Source organism: Flavobacterium tyrosinilyticum (genome assembly GCF_023656565.1).
Lineage (GTDB): Bacteria > Bacteroidota > Bacteroidia > Flavobacteriales > Flavobacteriaceae > Flavobacterium > Flavobacterium tyrosinilyticum.
In genome coordinates, this window is record NZ_JAMOKG010000002.1 from 868354 (window position 1) to 893182 (window position 24829).

Below are 24829 nucleotides of genomic sequence, written 5' to 3' on the forward strand. Positions count from 1 at the left end.
TGAATATTTTTTATAGAGATGTAAATATATTTTATAAAATTTAGTTTTTTAAGAAAAAGACCTAAATTATTTTATTGATAAAATTTTGCTAAAATTGAATTTATGTTTTGAAGTTTCTCTGTAAATAGCTTTTTTTTTCATTAATTTGCTACATAAACAGCTAAAAAATATGAAAAAGCAATCTGCAAAAGCCATTTTAACCGCGGCTTTATTTTTTGGGATTTCTTCAGTTTGGGCGCAGCAAACTCCGCCAGCTACAGCAGCAAATCCAGTAAACAATTACAATTATCATGATGCCTTTGGACCTCATTTTTACACCAAAAACGGTACTTCAACCCGCGCAGCTAGTGGGCAGCCAGGAGTAGAGTACTGGCAAAACAGAGCCGATTATCAAATCACAGCAAAACTGAATGCAACTACAAATGAGATTGTAGGGACAGATGAGATTACTTATACAAATAATAGCCCTGATAAATTAGGTTTTCTTTGGCTGAATTTGGATCAGAATTTATTTAAAGATGACTCTAGAGGAAATGCTGTTGTGCCCTTAACAGGAAGCCGTAATGGTGCTCAAGGACAGGTTTTTGATGGTGGAAATAAAATTAAATCTGTAAAAGTAATTACTGGTGGAAAAACTAAAACAGAAACAGTTGCTAAATATATAATTACAGATACAAGAATGCAGATTTTCCTTCCACAAGAATTAGCTGCAAAAGGAGGTTCTGTAAAAGTTAAAATCGAATTTTCTTTCATCGCGCCTTTCGAGGGGTCTGATAGAATGGGAGTTTTGGAAACAAAAAACGGAAAAATCTTCACGATTGCACAGTGGTATCCACGTATGTGTGTGTATGATGATGTTCGTGGTTGGAATACTGCACCGTATTTAGGAGCATCTGAGTTCTACTTAGAATATGGAGATTTTGATGTGAAACTTACAGTTCCAGGAAATCACTATGTTGTAGCTTCTGGAGAATTGCTAAACGGTCAGGAAGTATTTTCTGCTGAGCAATTAAAAAGATATAAAGACGCTTCAAACAGTGATAAAACAGTCATGATCCGTACTGCTGATGAAGTTAATGCAACAGCAAATAATAACTCAGGAACTGAAAAAACATGGCATTATAAAATCAAAAATGCACGTGATTTTTCTTGGGCATCTTCTCCAGCTTTTATTTTAGATGGAGCTAAAATTAACCTTCCAAGCGGTAAAAAATCATTAGCATTGTCTGCTTATCCAGTTGAAAGTGATGGGCAAGGTGCTTATGGACGTTCTACAGAATATGTGAAAGCTTCAATCGAACATTATTCTAAGCAATGGTTCGAATATCCTTATCCAGCAGCTACAAACGTTGCAGGTAATGAAGGAGGAATGGAATATCCCGGAATTGTTTTTTGCGGATGGAAATCTAAAGGAGCAGATTTATGGGGAGTTACAGATCACGAATTTGGACATATTTGGTTCCCAATGATTGTTGGTTCTAATGAAAGATTATTTGCTTGGATGGATGAAGGATTTAATACTTTTATCAATTCGTTAAGCACTGCTGCATTCAATAATGGAGAGTACAAAGAACAGCCAACAGATTTGCATCAAGAAGCAGAATCTTTCACGCGTCCTGATTTAGAAACTATCATGAGTTCTCCTGATAACATGAAAGAAAAGAATATTGGTATGTTGTGTTATTTTAAACCAAGTGCAGGTCTGGTTCTTTTAAGAGAACAGGTTTTAGGAAAAGAGCGTTTTGATGCTGCTTTTAGAACTTATATTGAGCGTTGGGCTTACAAACATCCACAGCCAGATGATTTCTTTAGATCGATGGAAAATGTGGCTGGTGAAGATTTAAGCTGGTTCTGGAGAAGCTGGTATGTAAACAATTGGAGATTCGATCAAGGAATCAACTCAATTAAATATGTGAAAAACGATCCTTCGAAAGGAGTGATTATAACAGTTGAGAATTTTGAAAAAATGCCGATGCCAATTGTTTTGGATGTAAAAACAAAAAGTGGAAAAGTGACAAGAGTTAATCTTCCGGTAGAAATCTGGCAGCGCAATAACAGCTGGTCTTTCAAACATAATTCAACAGAAGAAATTGAAACTATAACTCTTGATCCAGATCATGCTTTTCCAGATTATAACGAATCTAATAATGTTTGGACTGCAGGAAAAGGTATAGTAGAGAAAGCGCTTATAATAGATGGGTATTTAGGTACTTATGTTACAGCTAAATCTCCTCTAACTATTAATTTGGTTGATAGAAATAGTGTTTTAACAGCTGAGCTTCCAAATTATCCTAATTTTTCTTTAGATCCTGTTCCAAATGAAAAAGACACATTTGAATCGAAAAGAGCGGGATTAAAATTTAAATTTAATGAAGCTAAAAATGCGTTTGACATGACAATTTTAGATAACGGACAAATAATGCAATTTACTAAGAAGTAAAAATCATATAGGTATAACCTGTTTAAAACCCGGTAATTAGAAATAATTACCGGGTTTTTATTTTTGAATATATTAACAAAACCTAAAAAAAATGTTAGAATTTTAATTTTTTGTTTTGTAAATAAAAAAATAATGTACTTTTGCACCGATGAATAAAATAAGTTTACATATAACTTCTTTGTCACGGACAAACTCACCGAATACTTCTCCCGAAGTACGGACACTATCTCTATAGTGTTAACTGAGTTTTATAGCCGTATATTTATTCATATCCATTTTTCATTTTGAAATCACATAATTTGTCCATTGGACAAACGCATCCTAAAAGTATTTATTATTTTGTAAATTTTCTTAATCAATGTTTTGGTTTTGAGGAAGTTACTTCTTTTATGCTTAATTTTATTGGATTCAATTCTGGATTTCAAGCGAATCAATATGCTTTAATTTTTAACTCTAACTTCAATAATTGAAATGAAGATCTCTATTGTTGTAACTCAAGAAGAACACTTTAAGTATGCGCAGGAAATCTGCGATACGATAGAATCGTCTGCCTTATTAAGAGGTACGGGGATTGCTAAAAGGACTCCTGAGTACATTCAGAAAAAAATGGCAAACGGTGATGCAATGATTGCTTTGGCTGATGGAAAGTTTGCAGGTTTTTGTTACATAGAAAGCTGGCAGCACGGAAAATTTGTCGCTCATTCAGGATTAATTGTACATCCAGATTATAGAAGTCATGGTTTGGCCAAAAAAATAAAATCCAAAGTTTTTGATTATTCTTTGAAAAGGTTTCCAGATGCTAAGATATTTGGAATCACAACTGGTTTGGCGGTTATGAAAATTAACTCTGAACTTGGTTATAAACCAGTTCCTTTCTCAGAATTGACTACCGATCCAAGTTTTTGGGCGGGCTGTAAAACCTGTACTAACTTCCCAATTTTACAAAGCAAAGAAAACAAAATGTGTCTTTGTACGGGAATGTTATACGACCCTAAAGAAAAACAAAAAACACAGCCGAGACATCCTTTTAACGAGGCTGTTTTAAGAAGACTTAAAAAAATCAAACAGGCTTTGTTCTTAAACAAATTATTATCATTTGTTTTTTTATTCAAAATTTAATTAAAAAGAAATCTCAAACTGCTATATACGAAAGTATTAGCCTAAATTATAAAAAATGAAAAAAGTAGTATTAGCTTATAGCGGAGGATTAGATACCTCGTATTGTTTGAAATATTTAAAAAACGAAAAAGGTTATGAAGTTCATACCGTTCTTGTTGATACAGGAGGATTTAGTGCAGAAGAATTATCAGCTATTGAAAAAAGAGCTTATGAGTTAGGAAGTGCACAGCACGCCAACTTAACGATTTTAGACAAATATTACGATAAAGCTATAAAATACCTGATTTTCGGAAATGTATTAAAAAATAATACATATCCATTATCAGTAAGTGCAGAGCGTATTTTTCAAGCAATTGAAGCTATAAAATATGCGAAAAAAGTAGGAGCAACTGCAATTGCTCACGGAAGTACTGGTGCAGGAAACGACCAAATTCGTTTCGATTTGATTTTCCAAACTATTGCTCCAGAAATTGAAATCATTACACCAATTAGAGATTTAAAATTGTCAAGACAAGAAGAAGTGGATTATCTAGCTCAAAACGGAGTTCACTATTCTTGGGAAAAAGCACAGTATTCTATCAATAAAGGACTTTGGGGAACAAGCGTTGGAGGGAAAGAAACTTTAACTTCAAGTCAGCCATTGCCAAGCGAAGCTTATCCTTCGCAATTGCAAAAAGAAGGAGAAGAGAAAGTGACTCTTCATTTTGAACAAGGAGAATTAGTTGGTTTAAACGGAAAAACAGATAAACCTTCAAATAATATTGTGGCTCTAGAAAAGCTGGCAAGTGCTTATGCAATTGGTAGAGATATTCACGTAGGAGATACAATTATCGGAATTAAAGGAAGAGTTGGTTTTGAAGCTGCTGCTCCGTTAATTATCATCAAAGCGCACCATTTATTAGAGAAACATACGCTTGGAAAATGGCAGCAATACTGGAAAGAACAATTAGGAAACTGGTACGGAATGTTATTTCACGAAGGTCAGTTCTTAGATCCAGTGATGAGAAACATTGAAACTTTCTTGCAAGACACGCAAAAAACAGTAAATGGAACGGTAACTGTTTCTTTAAAACAATATCATTTCTCACTTGACGGAATCGAATCTGAAAACGATTTGATGAACACAGGTTTTGGTCAATACGGAGAAATGAACAATGCATGGACATCTGATGATGCAAAAGGATTTATCAAGATTCTTGGAAATGCACAAAACATATTCTCATCTGTAAACAAATTAGATCATGATTAATGTAGGAATTATTGGTGGTTCGGGCTACACAGCCGGAGAACTCATCAGAATTTTAATGTATCACCCAAAAGTAAACATTGATTTTGTTTACAGTACAACAAACGCTGGGAAACCGCTTTCTGTAGCGCACCACGATTTGATGGGAGATATCGAAATGAATTTCACAGCTGAAATAAATCCAAATGTGAACGTTGTTTTCTTGTGTTTAGGTCACGGAAAATCGATTTCATTTTTGAAAGAAAATCAGTTTGCAAGTCATACTAAAATCATCGATTTAGGAAATGATTTCAGATTGAATAAAGATGCTCATTTCGAAGGAAAAGATTTCGTTTACGGATTGCCTGAAATCAATAAAGCCGAAATCAAAAAAGCAAATTATATCGCAAATCCAGGTTGTTTCGCAACGGCTATTCAATTGGCTTTATTGCCTTTAGCAGAACATAATTTATTGAATAATGATGTTCATATTAATGCGACAACCGGAAGCACAGGTGCAGGAGTAAGTCTTTCAGAAACTTCTCATTTCAGTTGGAGAAACAATAATATGTCGCATTATAAAGCTTTTGAACACCAGCATTTAGGCGAGATTTCAGAAAGTTTAGTTCAATTACAAGACGATTTTGATAGCGAATTGCTTTTTATTCCGAACAGAGGCGATTTTCCAAGAGGAATTTTTGCAACTTTATATACATTATGTGATGATAGTTTGGAGCAATTGGTTGCCAAATACGAAGAGTTTTATAAAAACGAGCCTTTTGTAACCATTACCACAACAAACATCAACATGAAACAAGTGGTGCAAACGAATAAATGTATCATTAGTTTATTGAAAAAAGGAAACCGGGTTCTCATAACATCGATTATAGATAACTTAACCAAAGGTGCTTCAGGACAAGCAATTCAAAACATGAATTTAATGTTCGGATTAGAAGAAAGCACAGGTTTACATTTGAAACCAAGCGGATTTTAGAAAAAATTTGTTTCAGGTTTTAAGTTTCAAGTTTCACGTTCTCTAGCGTAACTTGAAACCTGAAACCTGAAACTTTAAACAAAAAACACATGAACTTATTCAACGTTTACCCATTATACGACATAACTCCTGTAAAAGCAATTGATTGTACAATTACAGACGACAAAGGAGTAGAATATTTAGATTTATACAGCGGACATGGTGTGATTTCTATCGGACACACACAGCCGGATTATGTAGCAAAATTGAAGAATCAATTAGACCATTTAGGGTTTTATTCAAATGCGATTCAGAATCCTTTACAGGTTGAATTGGCACAGAAATTAGGAAAGCTTTCTGGTCTTGAAGATTATGAATTGTTTTTATGCAGTTCTGGTGCCGAAGCCAATGAAAATGCTTTAAAATTAGCTTCTTTCCACAATGGAAAATCAAGAGTTGTGGCTTTTGATAATTCTTTCCACGGAAGAACTTCTGCAGCCGTTGCTGTTACTGATAATAAGAAAATAGTTGCGCCATTAAATGCCCAACAAGAAGTTACGTTTTTGCCTTTAAACCAAATCGAATTAGTTGAAGCTGAATTGGCTAAAGGCGATGTTACAGCTGTAATTATTGAAGGAATTCAAGGAGTTGGAGGTTTAGACCAAGGAACAACTGAGTTTTTTCAAGCATTAGAAAAATCATGTAAAAAACACGATGTTGTTTTGATTTTAGACGAAGTACAATCAGGATACGGAAGAAGCGGGAAATTCTTTGCTTTTCAACACCACGGAATCAACGCTGATATTATTTCGGTAGCAAAAGGAATGGGGAACGGTTTTCCTGTTGGAGCGATTTTAATTTCTCCAAAATTCGAAGCAAGTTTTGGATTATTAGGAACGACTTTCGGCGGAAGCCATTTGTCCTGTGCAGCGGGAATTGCGGTTTTAGATGTAATTGAAAAACTAGATTTACAGAAAAATGTAAACGAAGTTTATGAATATTTCTTAGAGACAATCAAAGAAGTTGACGGAATCAAACAAGTAAAAGGAAAAGGATTGATGCTTGGAGTGGAGTTTGATTTTGATGTAGCAGCTTTAAGAAAGAAATTAATCATCGAAAAACACATTTTTACAGGAAGTGCCAACAATAAAAATCTATTAAGAATTTTACCGCCGCTTACTGTGAAAAAAGCTGATATTGATACGTTTGTAAAAGCTTTAAAAGAAAGTTTAGAAGAATTAAAAAACTAATTCTCATTACCTAAACCTGACGGGTTTTTAAAGCCCGTCAGGTTTAGAAACACAAAGTATAATATCCTAACAGGTTTCAAAAACCTGTTAGGTATCAATAAGTTTCGATAAAAAGAAACAACCGAAAAACAACCAACCAACTAGAAATTATGAATCCATTATCAATTGAAAAACGCAATGCGGTTTTGCGGTCTATGGCAAAGCTGGTCGAGCAGGAGCGGAATCAGATTATCTTGACCAATCAAGAAGATCTTGCTGATTACAACGGCTCAGATTTAGCGATGGAAGAACGCTTAAAAGTAGATGATAAAAAAGTTGACGAAATGATTTTATCATTAAACCAATTAGCTTCTCAAGAGGATCCCGTTGGCGTTGAGCGTTTTCATTTTACTCATGATAATGGAATAAAAGTTATCAATAAAACCGCTGCTTTCGGAACGATTTTAATTATTTACGAATCCCGCCCAGATGTAACAATCGAAGCAGGCGGAATTGCTTTTAAATCCGGAAATAAGATTTTATTAAAAGGAGGAAAAGAGTCTTTAAAATCAAATTTGAAAATCGTAAGTCTTTGGCACAAAGCTTTAGAAGAAAATGGAGTTTCAAAAGACTGGGTGGAGTATCTGAATTACAACAGAACAGAAACTCAGGCTTTCTTAGAAAAACCAACTCAAAAAGTTGATTTAATAGTTCCAAGAGGCGGCGAAAAACTAATTGAGTTTGTAAAAGCACATGCAACGTGTCCTGTAATTGTAAGCGGACGAGGAAATAATTTTGTTTACGTTCATGAAAAAGCAGATAAAGATTTGGCTTTAAAAGTAATTTTAAATGCCAAAACAGCTAAAATTTCAGCTTGTAATGCTTTGGATAAAGTTTTAATAGATTCGAAACTTCCTAATTTTGAAGGCTTCACAGCAATGCTGATTGAGGCTTTAATAGAAGCAAAAGTGGAAATTATTGTCGATAAATCTTTAGCAAATTTCGAAAATACCAAAACGCTTCAAAACGAAGATATTTGGTATGAAGAATTTCTAGATTACAAAATTGTCATTGGAACAATCGATTCTCAGGATCATGCAATTGATATGATTAATAAATATTGTGGAGGACATTCTGCAGCAATTATTACAAGAGATAATGATGCGGCACAACAATTTATGGAAGCAGTAGATGCCGCTGCAGTATACCAAAATGCCTCAACCCGTTTTACAGACGGAGGACAATTTGGTCTTGGCGGAGAATTAGCTATAAGTACTGATAAATTGCACCAAAGAGGCCCAATTGGTTTACAGCATCTTGTAACCAATAAGTGGTACGTGTACGGAGAAGGACAAATACGATAATTGTAGATTTTAGAGTTCAGATTTTAGATTGATGATTAACGATTTTTGATTTCAGATTATTTGAATTTGGAATTTATTTATTGAAATTTAACTATAGATGAAGCTTTGCGAACTTAGCGTTTTGTAAACACACACAATAAAAAAACCTTGCGCACTTTGCGGTTAAAAAATCGCAGCAAAACAACAACAATGAGTAAGAAACGGATTTTATTAAAAATAGGAAGTAATACTTTAACCAAAGAAACCAATCATATTTCGCGGGGAAAGATTGAAGACCTTGGAATACAGATTGCAGCTTTAAACGATGAATATGAATTTATCATAGTGAGTTCTGGAGCAATTGCGGCGGCAAAGCAGTTTGTAAAGCTGGATAATCAAGACAAGGATGTTTTTGTAAAACAGGCTTTGGCTTCTATTGGACAGCCTCATTTAATGCGGATTTACAATGAAAATTTTAAGGATTTAGGATTAAATACCTCGCAGTGTTTACTTTCTTATTCTGATTTCGAGAAAGAACAGACCAAAAAGAATATTGTAAATACCATTAATGTATTAGTTAAAAACAATTACATTCCGATTATCAATGAAAATGACACCGTTGCCACAGATGAGATTCGGTTTGGAGATAATGACAAATTAGCAGCTTTAACAGCGGTTCTTTTAAATGTTGATATTTTGATAATTGCGACCAATACAAACGGAATTTATACGAAAGATTCTATTCACGATGAAATTCCAGAAACAATAAAATTGGTTAATGATTTGAAGTCGCTAGAAAAAGAAATCGGCGAATCAAAATCATCACATGGAACAGGAGGAATGCAATCTAAAATAGAAGCAGCAGGAATCGCAAAAGCAGCGAATATCGAAACCTGGATTGTCAATGGATTGAATGATAATTTTATTTTAAAAGCATTGAAGGATGAGATTCCTTTTACTAAGATTGTATAAATAGAACGCGGATGAAACGGATTCGCTATAGCGAAGACGCTGATTAAAACGGATTTTATATTTAGTTTTAAATTTTATGTAGTATATTTCATTCAAATTTATTTTATGAAATTATTGCACCAAGAGTTGACTGAAGTTATTATTAAAACTTTTTATGAAGTTTATAATGAGTTGGGATATGGATTTTTAGAAAGAGTTTATCAAAATTCATTGTATTTAGAATTAAAGAATAAAGGGCTTAACGTTGAAGCACAGAAGAAAATCATCGTATATTATAAAGGAATAAAAGTAGGCGAGTATTATGCAGATTTGGTAGTGGAAGATTTAATTATTTTAGAATTAAAAGCAGCAGATTGTATAGTAGCAGAATTTGAAAATCAAATTTTAAACTATTTACGTGGTACGGATTGTGAGGTAGGTTTACTTTTAAATTTTGGAACAAAACCAGAGTTTAGAAGAAAAATTTTTGAGAATATCAAAAAAGTAAGGATATAAAAAATCCGTCTCAATCCGCGTCTTCGCGATAGCGAATCAGTATAATCCGTGTCTAATTTTAGACATTACAAAATAAAAACAAAAACAAAGGTAAAACAAATGAACTATATCTCAATAAAAGACATCAACTCGTTATCAAAATGGGTAAAAAGTGCGATTAAAATCAAAAAGAATCCACTTAAAAATCAAAGTTTAGGAAAGAATAAAACTCTTGGAATGTTATTCTTCAACCCAAGTTTAAGAACGCGTTTGAGTACACAAAAAGCGGCTTTAAACTTAGGAATGAACGTAATGGTAATGAACTTTACCAACGAAGGATGGACATTAGAATTTGAAGATGGAGCTGTAATGAATTCTGGTGCTTCAGAACATATTAAAGAAGCGGCAGAAGTAGTTTCACAATATTGCGATGTTATTGCTATTCGTGCTTTTGCAGGTTTGGTTGATAAAGAAAAAGATTATCAGGAAACCGTAATTTCAGGATTTTTGAAATATGCTACCGTACCAATTGTAAACATGGAAAGTGCTATTCGTCATCCTTTGCAGTCATTAGCAGATGCGATTACAATGGAAGAATTCAAACCTAGACACAAAGAAAAACCAAAGGTGGTTCTTTCTTGGGCGCCGCATCCAAAAGCGTTGCCTCAGGCGGTTGCGAATTCATTCGTAGAAATGATGCAAATGCAAAAAGACATGGACTTTGTAATCACACATCCAGAAGGTTACGAATTAAGTCCAGAAATCACAAAAGACTGTAAAATCGAATACGATCAAAATAAAGCGTTTGAAAATGCAGATTTCGTTTACGTAAAAAACTGGAGTAATTTCAACGATTACGGAAAAGTGACCAACAGCGATCCAAATTGGACCGTTACAGCCGAAAAAATGGCTCTAACAAACAACGGAAAATTTATGCACTGTCTTCCTGTTCGTCGTAACGTAATTGTAAGTGACGAAGTTTTAGACGGAGAAAATTCAATCGTAATCGAACAAGCTAATAACAGAACGTATTCAGCACAATTAGTTTTACAAAAGATTTTGAAGAAAATGTAAATTTAAGTGACTAAGAAACAAAGTTACAAAGTGACAGAGGCTGCAACCTTGCTAAAAAAACTTTGAAACTTTGTCACTTTGTCTCTCTGAACCTTAAAAATAATGAACGTATCAGTAATAAAAATAGGTGGAAACATCATCGACAATCCAGCAGAATTAGAACAATTCTTAACCGATTTCTCTAAAATTGAAGGCTATAAAGTTTTAGTTCACGGCGGTGGAAAATCGGCTACAAAGATGGCGCAGAGTATTGGTTTAGTTCCGCAAATGATTGATGGCCGCCGAATTACAGATGCTCCAATGCTGGACGTTGTGGTCATGATTTATGCCGGACAAATCAATAAACATATTGTGGCGCAATTACAGGCAAAACACAATAACGCAATTGGTTTTTCAGGAGCTGATGGCAATTTAATTCAATCAACAAAAAGAAATCACCCAACGATTGATTACGGATTTGTAGGTGATGTAAAACAAGTGAACACTAAATTATTAGCTACTTTATTAGAAGCTGGAGTTGTTCCTGTTTTCTGCGCGATTACACACGACAAAAACGGACAATTGTTAAACACAAATGCTGATACGATTGCGAGCGAATTATCAATTGCATTATCAGAAGTTTTTGATGTTACGCTGACCTATTGTTTTGAAAAACAAGGCGTTTTGCAGGACTCAGAAGACGATTCGTCTGTAATTACTGAAATCAATGAAGCATTATACAATAAGCTAAAAGAAGAAAAAGTAATCCATTCTGGAATGATTCCTAAACTGGATAACTGTTTTAATAGTTTGTCAAGAGGTGTACAGAAAATCAAAATCGGACATCACAAAATGCTTCAAAATTCAGATATTCCGCATACAACGATTACATTATAAAAAATGTTGCCACAAATTGACTCTAATTTTTTCTGTTAAAAGAGAAAATAATTCTAGACGTACATGAAAAAGTTTATTTTGATTTTAAATCCTGTAACAAAAAGATAATTTGTGAAAAGATGTGCAAATAGTGGCAAAAAAACGAAGCGGCACAGTACTTTTAGGATTTAATTTTAGAAATTTGCGCCAATTAATTTTCTGGCTAAGATTTAGTAAAGTCATTGCTTAAAAAAAACTTAGAATCTCAGAATCTTAGCATCTCAGAACCTAACAAAAATGAAAAATATAGATACGCTTACCCAGGAAGCAATTAGTTTATTAAAAAGCTTAATCGAAACCCCTTCATTTTCAAGTGAAGAAGATCAGACGGCACTTTTAATCGAAAATTGGTTCAATCAGAATGAAATTCCTTTCAAGAGAGAAAACAATAATGTGTGGGCTTTCAACAAATATTTCGACGAAAACAAACCAACACTTTTACTTAACTCACATCACGATACTGTAAGACCAAATCAAGCGTATACCAACGATCCGTTTAAAGCAATCGAAAAAGACGGAAAACTATTCGGTTTAGGAAGTAATGATGCAGGTGGATGTCTAGTATCATTATTAGCGACTTTTGTTCATTTTTACGAAAATCAAAGCCTATCACACAATATTGTAATTGTGGCTTCCGCCGAAGAAGAAAGCAGCGGAAAAAATGGATTAAACAGCGTTTTAAAAAGCTTGCCAGAATTAGATTGCGCAATTGTTGGAGAACCAACTTTAATGCAACTAGCTGTTGCAGAAAAAGGTTTATTAGTTTTAGACGTAAAAGTAAAAGGAACCGCAAGCCACGCCGCGCATCAAAACGACGATAATGCTTTATACAAATCAATTCCTGTAATGGAATGGTTTAAAAACTATAAATTCGATAAAATCTCAGACGTTTTAGGTCCAGTAAAAATGACTGTAACACAAATTAACGCAGGGAAACAACATAATGTTGTACCATCAGAATGTGATTTGGTTGTAGATATTCGTGTAACAGACCGCTATACAAATGCAGAAATCTTAGAAGTCGTAAAAGCCAATGTAAATGCCGAGGTAACGCCACGATCAATGCACTTAAACGCTTCATCTATTCCAGTTGCACACGGTTTGGTTCAAGCTGGAATTGCATTAAGAAGAACAACTTATGGTTCGCCAACACTTTCAGATCAATCGGTTTTAAGCTGTCAGTCTTTAAAACTAGGGCCAGGAGAAACGTTGCGTTCGCATTCAGCTGACGAATTTATTTTTGTAAATGAAATTGAAGAAGGAGTCGACTTGTATATCAAGATACTAACTGATTTCTTTAAATTATAAGAAAAGAAAAACCGCCACGAATTCACGAATTAATTTTTTACTATCTAAATCAGATATTAATTCGAATTAATTCGAAAAAAATAATCGCAAAGATTTGAAAAAATAATTCGTGAATTCGTGGCGAAAAAAAACATGACCTATGAAACTTTGGGAAAAAGGAATACCAACAGATAAACAAATCGAACAATTCACAGTAGGAAATGACCGTGAACTGGATTTGGTTTTAGCAAAATACGATGCTTTAGGTTCAATTGCTCACGCCAAAATGCTGGGACAGATTGGTTTATTAACGCAAGAAGAAACAACTTCTTTAGTTGATGCCGTAAACGAAATCATTGCTGATATTGTAGTTGGAAATTTCGAAATCGAAGACAGTTTTGAAGACGTACATTCTAAAATTGAATATCTTCTAACCGTAAAACTAGGCGATGCAGGAAAGAAAATCCACACCGCGCGTTCTCGTAATGATCAGGTTTTAGTAGACGTTCATTTGTATTTAAAAGACGAATTAAAAGCAATAAAAGAACAAGTAAAAACTTTGTTTGATTTATTGATGGAATCGGCAGAAAAACATCAAAATGTTTTATTGCCAGGATATACGCATTTACAAATCGCGATGCCATCGTCATTCGGAATGTGGTTTTCTGCTTACGCGGAAAGTTTAATTGATGATATTACGATGTTGAACGCAGCTTCTAAAATTGTAGATCAGAATCCGTTGGGTTCTGCTGCAGGTTATGGAAGTTCATTTCCAATCAACAGAACATTTACAACAAAAGAATTAGGTTTTGAAACCTTAAAGTACAATGCAGTTGCAGCACAAATGAGCCGTGGAAAAGCAGAAAAAACGGTTGCTTTTGCTATGACAAGCGTTGCAGGAACGTTGTCAAAATTTGCGATGGACGTTTGTTTATATATGAGCCAAAACTTTGATTTTATTGGTCTTCCGGCACATCTTACAACGGGTTCTAGTATTATGCCTCATAAAAAGAATCCAGATGTTTTCGAATTGATCAGAGGAAAATGCAATAAGATTCAGGCACTTCCATACGAAATCACTTTAATTACCAATAATCTTCCAAGCGGTTATCACAGAGATTTGCAGCTTTTAAAAGAAGGTTTATTTCCAGCGATTCAAACTTTAAAATCTTGTTTGGATATTGCAATATTTTCAATAAAAGATATTACAGTAAAAGATCATATTTTAGAAGATATAAAATACGATTATTTGTTTACTGTAGATACTTTAAACGAAATGGTGGTGGAAGGAATGCCGTTTAGAGATGCTTATAAAGCTGTTGCAGAACAATTGGAATCAGGAACATACAAATCTCCAAAAGAAACTAAACATACACACGAAGGCAGTATTAATAATTTATGTCTTGATGCGATTAAAGATAAAATGAAAGCTGCTTTTTAAGTGAGTGTGAAAAGTAAGATATAAAATGTAAAAAGGTCATTGATTTTTCAATGACCTTTTTTTATGGTGTAAATTTAGTTTTTTACCAGTTTAAAAGTTTTGCTTCGGTTTTCGATTTGAACTTTGCATACATAAATTCCTTTAGCAAGATTTCCAACATTCAATTCTAGTTTTTCATCAGGAGAAACATTTTTGGAATTTGAATATACTTTTGCGCCATTAGAAGAAAAAAGATCAACTTGTGCCAAACCATTATCTGAACTTGAAAAATCAATATTCAAAAGACGATTGATAACTGACGGATAATATTTTAAATCTAGATTGTTTACATTATCATTTAGGCCCAAATTGTTGCAGCTCGTAGATAAAGCGCCTTGAGCAGTAACTTGAAGCGTTGCTCCAGCTCCGCAAGAAGCGTTTGAAATAAATCCAGCAACATTTGCAATTGGCAAAACACTATAGGTGTAAGAAGGTTTTGATGCTGTAGTTCCTGAATTTGCTGGCGCATTCAGACAATCAGTAAAAGCAACTCCAATTGTTCCGCCATCTGTGCTCACATAGTTTTTAAAAGCTGTTCCAATTTTGGCAAAATCAGTACCTTCTACATAGCAAGTTGTGTTGTTGCTTCCACCGCCTAAACCAATTGCAAGTGAACCCGAAACGGATGTATTGTAGTAACAGTTTAAAATATGAAGTTCGGCATTTCTTGCTCTAGGCATTCTTTCTTTACAACCTTCAGCCCAATAACAGTTTTTAAAAGTGATGCTATAATGTCCGTCAGAGGGAGCATCAGTTTTAGAAGAACCAACTAAATCAGAAAAACGGTGATCATCTGCTCCGCCAGAGCCTCCAGCTTTCGGTGCTTTCAAATAAATAAATTTACACCAAGAAACCGTTATATTATCAGCAGCGCCTTTATTATCAAAATTCCCGTCCATTCCGTCTTGAAATTCGCAATGATCTACCCAAAGATTAGTAGCTTCTGAGGTAAGATTGTCACGTCCGTCTACATCATACGCACCAGGTCCTTCAAAAATTAGATTTCTAATGATAATATTATTTGATCCCGGTTTTAAACTTAAAATTCCAGAACCCGTAGCAGTTTGATCCAGATTGACTAATCTAGCACCAGGAAGACCAATAATGGTTTTGTCATTTACTAGGAGGCTGGTGTAGGAACAATTTATAGTTCCTGAAACTAAAATAACCTGTGGAGTAGTCAGCTTTAATTTTGCTGTTAAATCGGTTAAAGTAGTTACTGTTACAGGAGTTGCACTTCCTCCGCCAGTGGCAGAAGCTCCAAATCCTTCTGGCGCACTCATAAAATAGTTTTGTGCAAACAGAAAGGAGCAAGGCAGAAGTAAGGCCAATGCAATAAGTTTCGTTTTCATTTAAGTGTGGTTTTTTGTGGTTTAATAGTCAATGTAATCGATTGCACAAATGTAAAAGAATTAAAAGAATTTCAAATTAATTTTTCAAATATTTATGTTTTAAAGTTTTGATTTATAGATTTATAAGTGTTGTTTTTACACTATTTAATTGTAATACGATCTGTAGAGATGTTTTAGAAAACAGGAAAGGTTTTAAAGTAAAAGGAGAAAATTCATGCTAAATACATATATTTGATGTACCAGTTTAAAACGTACCAATGGAAAAATTCAAAGATCAGTCTGTTCTTCATCTTTTCGAGAAAGGTTTAATCACACAAAACCAGTTAGAAGAAGTGAAAACCTATCGAAGCCTAAATATCTTTTCGTTAAATGCAGAATTAAAGTTATTCCTTTATTTATCAGTATTATTATTTACTTCAGGAATTGGAGTTTTGATTTATGAAAATATTGATACTATAGGACACATCGCTATTCTATCGTTGCTTTTAATTGTGATTGCAGTCTGCTTTTTTTATTGTTTCAAGCATTCTAAAGGTTTTCAGAAAACAGAAACAACTTTTGAGCATCCTGTTTTAGAATATCTGGTTTTGGCGGGCAATATCTTGACTTGTATTTTTATCGGATATCTTCAGTTTCAATATAAACCTTTTGGAGAACATTACGGATTAGCGACTTTGGTTCCCACTGTTGTAAGTTTCTTTTGTGCTTATTATTTTGATAATAGAAGTGTTTTAACGATTGCAATTACGGGTCTGGCGGCTTATGTGGGACTTTCGGTTACGCCACAAGATATATTTAATGACAGCAATAATTTGTATGCGAGCCAAAGTTTGAGCTATTCAGCAGTAATGTTGGGAGTTTTACTTATTTTATGGACGATCTACAGTAGTCGAATTTCACTTAAAATTCATTTTAGTTTAGTTTTTCTCACTTTTGCATTGCATATTATAAGTATCGCCGCAATTAGTAATTTAACAGGTTATGGCACATTAACATGGGTAATATTTGCTTTAGTTTTAGCTGGTTCTACCTATTATTTTTATAAAGTGAGCTACCAATATAAAGCAATGTCACTATATGTATTTATGATTGTTTATGCTTATATCGGTGGAAATATTGTTTTGTTCAGAATTTTTGAAAACGTTGATTTCTCTGATATTTGGGAATTGTTAGTTTTCTTACTGCCAGCTTATTTTGTTGGTTCGATTGTAATGTTCATTAAATTGATTAAAAAATTTCATAAAGAGATAGCAGAATGATAGTATATAGCAAACAATTATTAGATAATGAAATTTTGGTTGATGAAGCAGATTCTTTGTACAAAGGAGGTTTTATTAGTAAAGAACAGAAGAAATTTATAGAAAAAGAACTGCCCGTTTTAAAAGGTCAGAGTAATATTCTGGTTAGAATAGGCTTCTTTTTGCTTGGTTGCTTGTTGTATGGTTCAATTTGTGGAGCAATTTCTTTATTTGGATTAAGCGCAGAAAATGTATTTTTTCAAATCTGCTGCTATATTTTTACTATAGTTGGATTTGCAGGAGTAGAATTGCTTGCAAATCAAAATTATCATAATCATGGCTTAGATGATGCTTTTATATTAAATGCTCTTTTATGTTTGGGCGCAGCAGTAGCAATAACAACTGAAGGTCATGAAATAGTAATTGCTTTTTTTGTAGCAGTTGGAGCGCTTTTTATGTTTTTGAGATATCTGCATGTATTATCAATGCTTGTATTTTGCATTTCGGCAACCGCCTTTTTGTTTTTCGGAATGTTTAAATTTGGAGATATTGGAAAAGCTATTTTGCCATTTGGAGCAATGATTTTTGCAGGATTGTTTTATTTTTTGACAAAAAAGAGGATGAATCATCTCAGCAAAAGTTATTATTACAACGGATTATTATTGGCAAATAGTTTTTGCTTGGTTTTGTTTTATCTTTCTTGTAATTATTTGGTTGTAAGAGAACTTTCTGCTGAACTTTTAGGAACAGAAGTAAAACCTAGAACAGATATTCCGTTTGCATTTTTCTTTTATGGGTTTACTTTTATTGTGCCGATTGTTTATTTGGTGCAAGCTTTAAAAACAAAAGGCCGAATAATGCTTTGGTTGAGCTTTTTGGCAATTGCATTTTCAATTTATACCATTCGATTTTACCATTCGGTTTTACCAATCGAAGTAGCACTTACGCTTGGCGGTGTAGTTTTATTTGCAATAGCATATTTTTCAATTAGAAAATTAAAAGAAAAAGAAAGCGGTCTGACTTTTAAACCAGATAGAATAAACCATTCAGATAGTTTATTAAATGCAGAAGCTTTAGTTGTAGCTTCAACTTTCGGAATGAAACCAGAAGTTAAGACAGCTTCTCCAATGGAATTTGGAGGAGGAGGTTTCAGCGGTGGAGGGTCAGACGGAAGTTTTTAAGTTTAATTATGAATTATGAGTTATATTATGAGTTGAGCGCTAATTTGAATTAAAATTTAGAGTTGACGTAAAAAAATAAAGCCTGAAATTATACAAATAATTTCAGGCTTTTAATTTTTTTAGTTTAAGTAATTAACTCATAACTTAGATCTTACTTTTCAATGCTTCTGCATCAATATCACTGTGCGAAACATCGTAAACTGCTTTTCCGTTTTTGATTAATATCAATTGAGGAGATTCATGATAAACTCCAAATTTACTTGCAATTTCATTTGAAATGTCTCTGTGTGCTATTAAGTCTAAAAAATAAGCGTCAACAACACCTTCAAGATCATATTCTCTTTCAAATTGTTTTAAAGCCATTCGGCTGATGCTGCATCTTGTGCTATGCTTAAAAATGACAACTGGTTTTTCATTTGAGATCGCTTCGATTTCCATTAATTGAAGCATATCTGTTAATTCTGTCCAATTTACTTTACTTTTTGCTGCTTCTGAGTTCTCTGAACTTCCGAAGATTGAATTAAAAAAACTCATAGTTGGCTTGTTTTATGACTTTTTGACGTGTTAAAAGCGTTAAAAACTAATTTAAACTGTCTTTTTGTCTGTTTTTTTTACTGTGGAATATAATTTGTCTATTCGAATACAAAGTTAAATTATTTGATCGAACTATTTGCCTCAATAAATCGTAACTTTAATCCTATATATTTTAAACAGTTAAATCAATCAAATCAAAAGATATGAATATAAATAAATTTACAATCAAATCGCAGGAAGCCATTCAGTTGTCGCAACAATTAGCGCAACGAAATGGTCAGCAACAAATTGAAAATGAACACATTTTTAAAGCTATTTTTGAAGTTGACGAAAACGTAGCGCCATTTATTTTGAAAAAATTGAATGTAAATGTGCCGTTGTTTTTACAAATTTTAGATAGCACAATTCAGAGTTTTCCAAAAGTTTCTGGAGGAGATGTTATGCTTTCTAGAGACGCAAACAAAGCTTTGAATGAAGCAGAAATCATTGCACAAAAAATGAACGACGAATATGTTTCGATCGAGCATCTAATTTTAGCCATTTTTGACTCAAAAAGCAAAGTCTCTCAGATTTTAAAAGATCAGGGAGTTACAGGAAAAGGTTTGAAAGCTGCTATTGAGGAACTAAGAAAAGGCGAAAGAGTAACTTCGGCTTCGGCAGAAGAAACCTATAATTCGCTAAATAAATTCGCTAAAAACTTAAACGAATTAGCCCGTACAGGAAAATTAGATCCAGTTATTGGACGTGATGAAGAAATTCGTCGTGTATTGCAGATTCTAACTCGTAGAACCAAAAATAACCCAATGCTTATTGGTGAACCTGGAGTTGGTAAAACTGCTATTGCAGAAGGTTTAGCGCATAGAATTGTGGACGGGGACGTTCCAGAAAACTTAAAAGATAAAATCGTTTTCTCTCTTGATATGGGAGCTTTGATTGCCGGAGCGAAGTATAAAGGAGAATTTGAAGAACGTTTAAAATCGGTTGTGAAAGAAGTTACAGCTGCAGACGGAGATATTGTTTTGTTTATTGATGAAATTCATACGCTTGTAGGAGCAGGTGGAGGTGAGGGCGCAATGGATGCAGCGAACATCTTGAAACCAGCTTTGGCTCGTGGAGAATTGAGAGCAATTGGTGCTACGACTTTGGATGAATATCAAAAATATTTCGAAAAGGATAAAGCACTTGAAAGACGTTTCCAAAAAGTTCTTATTGATGAACCAGATACAGAAAGTGCGGTTTCGATTCTTCGTGGAATTAAAGAAAAATATGAAACGCATCATAAAGTTCAAATTAAAGATGAGGCAATTATTGCAGCAGTTGAACTTTCACAACGTTACATTACCAATCGTTTCTTACCAGATAAAGCGATTGACTTAATGGACGAAGCGGCTTCTAAATTGCGTATGGAGATCAATTCAAAACCTGAAGAATTGGATGTTTTGGATCGTAAAATCATGCAGTTAGAAATTGAGATTGAAGCTATTAAACGTGAAAAAGAAGAAAGCAAGCTGAAAATTTTGGGTATGGAATTGGCCAACCTGAAAGAAGAACGAAACGAAATCTATGCGAAATGGAAACAGGAAAAAGATATCGTTGACGGAATTCAGGCTGTAAAACATGAAATAGAAGACTTTAAATACGAAGCAGAACGTGCAGAACGTGATGGTGATTACGGAAAAGTAGCTGAGATACGTTACGGAAAAATAAAAGAAGCGCAGGAACGTCAGGAAACTTTGCAAAAACAATTGCAGGAATTTCAAGCTGGAAATTCTTTAATTAAAGAAGAAGTTACCAGAGAAGACATTGCAGAAGTTGTAGCAAAATGGACTGGAATTCCAGTAACCAAAATGCTTCAGACAGAAAGAGAAAAACTATTGCATTTAGAAGACGAATTGCACAAACGTGTAGTAGGGCAGGAAGAAGCGATAGAAGCTGTGAGTGATGCTGTTCGTCGAAGCCGTGCCGGTTTACAGGATATGAAGAAGCCTGTTGGATCATTCTTATTCTTAGGAACAACTGGAGTTGGTAAAACCGAATTGGCAAAAGCTTTAGCAGAATATCTTTTTGATGATGAAAATGCGATGACTCGTATCGATATGAGCGAATACCAAGAACGTCACAGCGTGAGTCGTTTAGTTGGTGCGCCTCCAGGATATGTAGGGTATGATGAAGGAGGTCAGTTGACAGAAGCTGTTCGTAGAAAACCATATTCTGTAGTGCTGTTAGATGAGATCGAAAAAGCACATCCAGATACGTTTAATATCTTATTACAGGTTTTAGACGAAGGTCGATTGACGGATAACAAAGGACGTTTGGCTGATTTTAGAAATACAATTATTATTATGACCTCAAATATGGGAAGTAATATTATTCAGGAGAAATTTGAAAATCTAAAAGGTGGAGTAGAAGCAGCAACAGAAGCTGCGAAAAACGAAGTTTTAGGATTATTGAAGCAAACTGTCCGTCCTGAGTTTATCAACCGTATTGACGAAATTGTAATGTTTACGCCACTTACGGTAGAGAATATTTCAAGAATTGTAGGGCTGCAGTTAAAAAGCGTTACAAAAATGCTGGCATTGCAAGGTATTACAATGGATGCAACACCAGAAGCAATTGCTTATTTGGCAGATAAAGGTTACGATCCTCATTTTGGAGCAAGACCTGTAAAACGTGTCGTTCAGCGAGAAGTTTTAAATCAACTGTCAAAAGAAATTCTGGCAGGAAACATAACAACAGACAGCATCATTTTGTTAGATGCTTTCGATGGCCAATTGGTTTTTAGAAACCAGACCGCTAATTAATTTTTTTAATGTTAATCTTAAAAAAGCATCAGTTTTTAACTGGTGCTTTTTTTGTTAATATTTAATTGGTTTTAATCCTTTTAGGCTTTTATTCTATGTAAGAAATAGTATATATTTGATTCGCAACTATTAAATCAAATATATGAAAAGAAACCAAAGGGCAATTCTAATTTTATTTCTTGCCAGTATTTCATTTGTAACTAATTCGTACGCACAAGAAAGCATTGTTGTTACTGGAGGCAAAGGCACTGGCTCTGGCGGAGCAGCAAGTTATTCGGTTGGGCAAATTGCAGATATACAATTGAAAGGAAGCGGAGGTTCTGCACAACAAGGCATTCAGCAACCTTACGAAATAGCTACTCTAAGTAATGACAAATTCGATGAAATTAGTTTAGTCATGACAGCCTTTCCGAATCCTGTTATTGATGAACTAAATCTTATAGTTGTAAACAATAAATTTGAAGACTTGTCTTATAATTTATTTGATATTAACGGGCGAATACTATCAAAAGCTTCTAATATAACTTCTTCAGAAACGAAAGTACCTATGCATGGATTGGCGCAAGGAGTTTATTTTCTTTCAGTAAATAACAATTCGAAAGCAATCAAAACTTTTAAAATCATTAAAAAATAAAATTTTAAACAGCAGAAAAATATATGAGAAAAATTACTCTAGCGTTTTTATTATTAAGTTCTTTTACCATTTTATTTGCGCAAGCACCACAGAAAATGAATTATCAATCTGTGATTCGTAAAACAGATGGAACATTGCTCTCCAATACCTTAATTGGGATCAGAACAAGTGTTTTATTCGGCTCTGAAACAGGAACAGCATCTTATGTCGAAACTCAAACTACCACAACAAATCCTAACGGATTAGCAACAATAGTAATTGGTGGAGGAACACCAGTTACAGGAACTTTTGCAGGAATAAATTGGGGTGCAGGCACTCATTTTATTAAAACAGAAATTGATCCAGAGGGAGGAACCAATTATACAATTAGCGGAACAAGTCAGCTTTTAAGTGTGCCTTATGCTTTGTACGCGGGAAGTAGTCAAAGTCAAGGAAAAACGAGCATTATAATAACAGGAGATATTACAGATGCACAGGCAGCGGCACAAATAACCGCCGAATTTGGCCCTTATACAGAAAATATCTACATTACCAGTACAACAAATCTTACAACTATAGACTTAAGTGCAATAAAAAAGCTGGTAAACTTAAAGATTCAAAATAATTTAAAATTAGTAAACTTTAATTTAAGTAATCTTATTGAAGTATATAATGATTTAGATGTTGGGAACAATGAAGTATTAGCTTCTGTTGCATTTCCTGCGTTGAAAATATTGCATTCATACGACACTGGAATTTTAAATAATCCATCTTTAACATCGATTTCATTTCCTATTTTGACATCAAGCAAAGGGCTTTATTTTCAAAATAATTCAATTCTTACTTCCATTGACTTGCCATTGTTAACAAAGATTACAGATGAAAATTTATCACTTAATTTTAATAAAAACGCGCTTTCTAGTTCACAAGTTAATTTAATTTTACAGCGACTTCTTAACTTTTCTCCTAATGCAAAAAGCTATGTTCAGTTGCAAGGTCAAAATCCTCCAGCTCCTCCTACAGGGCAAGGAATTCTTGATAAAGCAACTTTGATAAACAGAGGTTACAATGTTTCTACCGATTAATTTTAAAAAAAAAGTAATCGTAATAAAGCATCAGTTTTTTAGCTGATGCTTTTTTTTGCCCGAAATTTTGAAACTTTTCATCTAATTCATATAACAAGATATTCTCAAAAAAGAATGAATTTTAAATAAATAAAAATCAGCAAATTATTAATTAAAATTTAAAGATCATGAACAATATTTTTAGAGGGTTATTGGCAGGATATGGTGCTAAAAAATTAGGCGGAGGTTGTTTCGGAACTATTATAGTTTTCATCATTCTATGGGTTTTACTAGGGCAATGCAACTAGAAGCAGATTACAGAAAATTACGAATAAAAAGACGAATTTTGATGCAATATTATTGGGAAGATTAAGGCAAAATGTCTAGATTCGCATCACTAAAAATAAATTTAAAAAATGGCTTCAGGTTTTTTTGTTCTATTAGATGATATCGCAGCAATTATGGATGATGTTGCAGTAATGAGTAAAGTTGCTGCAAAAAAAACGGCTGGAATTCTAGGAGATGATTTGGCAGTAAATGCCGAAAAAGCTTCTGGATTTGCATCTTCAAGAGAATTACCGGTTTTATGGGCAATTAGCAAAGGTTCTTTATTGAATAAAATCATTATTCTTCCAATTGCATTTTTACTAAGTGCTTTTTTACCAATTGCAATTATAATAATTTTGGTGCTTGGAGGATTGTTTTTAGCTTACGAAGGAGCCGAAAAAATTTACGAATTTGCCTTTCCGCACAAGCACGATGAATCAGAAGGAATTACCCATGAGGATTTAACAGAAGAACAAATTCTAGTAATTGAAAAAGGAAAAGTAAAATCGGCAATCATAACCGATTTTATATTATCTGTAGAAATAGTAATTATAGCATTAGGAACTGTTATAGAAGAACCGCTGACACAGCAGATAATTGTAACTTCGATAATCGCGTTAGTTGCGACAATAGGAGTGTACGGAATTGTAGCACTTATTGTTCGTATGGATGAAGCAGGCTATAAGCTTATAAAATATAGCAAAAGCGAAAAAAGTCCATCACGATTTATTGGAAATTTATTAGTAAAAGCGTTGCCGCTTGTTATAAAAGGTCTAACTGTAATTGGTACAATTGCATTGCTTTTAGTGGCAGGAGGAATATTTGTGCATTACATTCCATTTTTTCACCATCTGTCAGAAGAAATTAAAATCCCTTCTATCATCAAAGAATTTACGGTAGGATTAACTCTAGGGTTTGTTGTTTTAGTTTTTGTAAATCTATTCAAAAAGATTTTTAAGAAGAAAACAGCTTAATAAAATTCAATAAACATACATTAAAGAAAACATCAGTTAGCACTGGTGTTTTTTTTTTTGTTTTAAGAGCTGATCCAAATCATTTTCAGAAAAAAGTTTTGTCGTCTTTATTACTTCGGGACTATTCTTTTTCCGCTTGTGAAAGCTAGAAAAAGGATATTATTTTGATCTTGACTATTCTAGAATTTTTTATTTTCATAAGAAAGAATGGTGT

At 33.7% G+C, this 24829-nt stretch carries 20 protein-coding genes; 18 read left to right on the forward strand and 2 right to left on the reverse strand.

The window, feature by feature from the left end:
- Positions 1 to 169: 169 nt before the first annotated feature.
- The 12 genes from NCC77_RS11625 (at position 170) to argH (ending at position 14492) form a co-directional block, all read left to right on the forward strand.
- Positions 170 to 2440 carry a M1 family metallopeptidase gene (locus NCC77_RS11625; RefSeq protein WP_250835705.1) on the forward strand — a complete coding sequence of 757 codons (2271 nt, stop codon included), beginning with the start codon at positions 170 to 172 and terminating at the stop codon, positions 2438 to 2440.
- A 471-nt stretch (positions 2441 to 2911) separates the two neighbouring features.
- Complete coding sequence (locus NCC77_RS11630; protein WP_250835706.1) at positions 2912 to 3559, forward strand: GNAT family N-acetyltransferase; 648 nt, start codon at positions 2912 to 2914, stop codon at positions 3557 to 3559.
- 55 nt (positions 3560 to 3614) lie between these two features.
- On the forward strand, positions 3615 to 4808 hold the full coding sequence (locus NCC77_RS11635) for an argininosuccinate synthase (protein WP_250835707.1): 1194 nt from the start codon (positions 3615 to 3617) through the stop codon (positions 4806 to 4808).
- Positions 4801 to 5778, forward strand: a complete 978-nt coding sequence (argC, locus tag NCC77_RS11640) for an N-acetyl-gamma-glutamyl-phosphate reductase (protein WP_250835708.1) — start codon at positions 4801 to 4803, stop codon at positions 5776 to 5778. Before NCC77_RS11635 ends, argC begins: the two co-directional genes overlap by 8 nt.
- An 89-nt stretch (positions 5779 to 5867) precedes the next feature.
- Positions 5868 to 7007 (forward strand): aspartate aminotransferase family protein, encoded by a 1140-nt coding sequence (locus NCC77_RS11645; protein ID WP_250835709.1) that lies wholly within the window; start codon positions 5868 to 5870, stop codon positions 7005 to 7007.
- Between the two features lie 149 nt (positions 7008 to 7156).
- On the forward strand, positions 7157 to 8350 hold the full coding sequence (locus tag NCC77_RS11650; protein ID WP_250835710.1) for a glutamate-5-semialdehyde dehydrogenase: 1194 nt from the start codon (positions 7157 to 7159) through the stop codon (positions 8348 to 8350).
- Between the two features lie 189 nt (positions 8351 to 8539).
- Positions 8540 to 9301 carry a glutamate 5-kinase gene (proB, locus tag NCC77_RS11655; RefSeq protein ID WP_250835711.1) on the forward strand — a complete coding sequence of 254 codons (762 nt, stop codon included), beginning with the start codon at positions 8540 to 8542 and terminating at the stop codon, positions 9299 to 9301.
- Between the two features lie 105 nt (positions 9302 to 9406).
- Positions 9407 to 9796 carry a GxxExxY protein gene (locus tag NCC77_RS11660; protein WP_250835712.1) on the forward strand — a complete coding sequence of 130 codons (390 nt, stop codon included), beginning with the start codon at positions 9407 to 9409 and terminating at the stop codon, positions 9794 to 9796.
- Between the two features lie 99 nt (positions 9797 to 9895).
- On the forward strand, positions 9896 to 10849 hold the full coding sequence (locus NCC77_RS11665) for an N-acetylornithine carbamoyltransferase (RefSeq protein WP_250835713.1): 954 nt from the start codon (positions 9896 to 9898) through the stop codon (positions 10847 to 10849).
- 102 nt (positions 10850 to 10951) lie between these two features.
- Positions 10952 to 11725, forward strand: a complete 774-nt coding sequence (gene argB, locus NCC77_RS11670; RefSeq protein WP_250835714.1) for an acetylglutamate kinase — start codon at positions 10952 to 10954, stop codon at positions 11723 to 11725.
- A 276-nt stretch (positions 11726 to 12001) separates the two neighbouring features.
- Entirely contained in the window at positions 12002 to 13072 is a 1071-nt protein-coding gene (locus NCC77_RS11675) for a M20 family metallo-hydrolase (protein ID WP_250835715.1), read from the forward strand.
- A 139-nt stretch (positions 13073 to 13211) separates the two neighbouring features.
- Positions 13212 to 14492 (forward strand): argininosuccinate lyase, encoded by a 1281-nt coding sequence (gene argH / locus NCC77_RS11680; RefSeq protein WP_250835716.1) that lies wholly within the window; start codon positions 13212 to 13214, stop codon positions 14490 to 14492.
- A gap of 74 nt (positions 14493 to 14566) precedes the next feature.
- Here argH and NCC77_RS11685 read toward each other — a convergent pair whose 3' ends face one another.
- The gene (locus NCC77_RS11685; protein ID WP_250835717.1) at positions 14567 to 15883 is read right to left on the reverse strand and encodes a T9SS type A sorting domain-containing protein; all 1317 of its coding nucleotides are present in this window, start codon (positions 15881 to 15883) and stop codon (positions 14567 to 14569) included.
- Positions 15884 to 16140: 257 nt separating this feature from the next.
- Here NCC77_RS11685 and NCC77_RS11690 point away from each other — a divergent pair, with 257 nt between their 5' ends.
- Both NCC77_RS11690 and NCC77_RS11695 read left to right on the forward strand, forming a co-directional pair.
- A complete protein-coding gene (locus NCC77_RS11690; RefSeq protein ID WP_250835718.1) occupies positions 16141 to 17142 on the forward strand; it encodes a DUF2157 domain-containing protein in 1002 nt (333 codons plus the stop codon).
- A complete protein-coding gene (locus NCC77_RS11695; RefSeq protein WP_250835719.1) occupies positions 17139 to 18302 on the forward strand; it encodes a hypothetical protein in 1164 nt (387 codons plus the stop codon). Before NCC77_RS11690 ends, NCC77_RS11695 begins: the two co-directional genes overlap by 4 nt.
- A gap of 144 nt (positions 18303 to 18446) precedes the next feature.
- Here NCC77_RS11695 and ytxJ read toward each other — a convergent pair whose 3' ends face one another.
- Complete coding sequence (gene ytxJ, locus NCC77_RS11700) at positions 18447 to 18836, reverse strand: bacillithiol system redox-active protein YtxJ (protein WP_250835720.1); 390 nt, start codon at positions 18834 to 18836, stop codon at positions 18447 to 18449.
- A gap of 203 nt (positions 18837 to 19039) precedes the next feature.
- Between ytxJ and clpB the strand changes: the two genes are divergently transcribed.
- The 4 genes from clpB (at position 19040) to NCC77_RS11720 (ending at position 24615) form a co-directional block, all read left to right on the forward strand.
- Positions 19040 to 21637 (forward strand): ATP-dependent chaperone ClpB, encoded by a 2598-nt coding sequence (gene clpB, locus NCC77_RS11705; RefSeq protein ID WP_250835721.1) that lies wholly within the window; start codon positions 19040 to 19042, stop codon positions 21635 to 21637.
- 142 nt (positions 21638 to 21779) lie between these two features.
- Positions 21780 to 22271, forward strand: a complete 492-nt coding sequence (locus NCC77_RS11710) for a T9SS type A sorting domain-containing protein (protein WP_250835722.1) — start codon at positions 21780 to 21782, stop codon at positions 22269 to 22271.
- A gap of 23 nt (positions 22272 to 22294) precedes the next feature.
- Positions 22295 to 23335 (forward strand): hypothetical protein, encoded by a 1041-nt coding sequence (locus NCC77_RS11715; protein WP_250835723.1) that lies wholly within the window; start codon positions 22295 to 22297, stop codon positions 23333 to 23335.
- Positions 23336 to 23730: 395 nt separating this feature from the next.
- Complete coding sequence (locus NCC77_RS11720) at positions 23731 to 24615, forward strand: DUF808 domain-containing protein (RefSeq protein ID WP_250835724.1); 885 nt, start codon at positions 23731 to 23733, stop codon at positions 24613 to 24615.
- Positions 24616 to 24829: the final 214 nt, after the last annotated feature.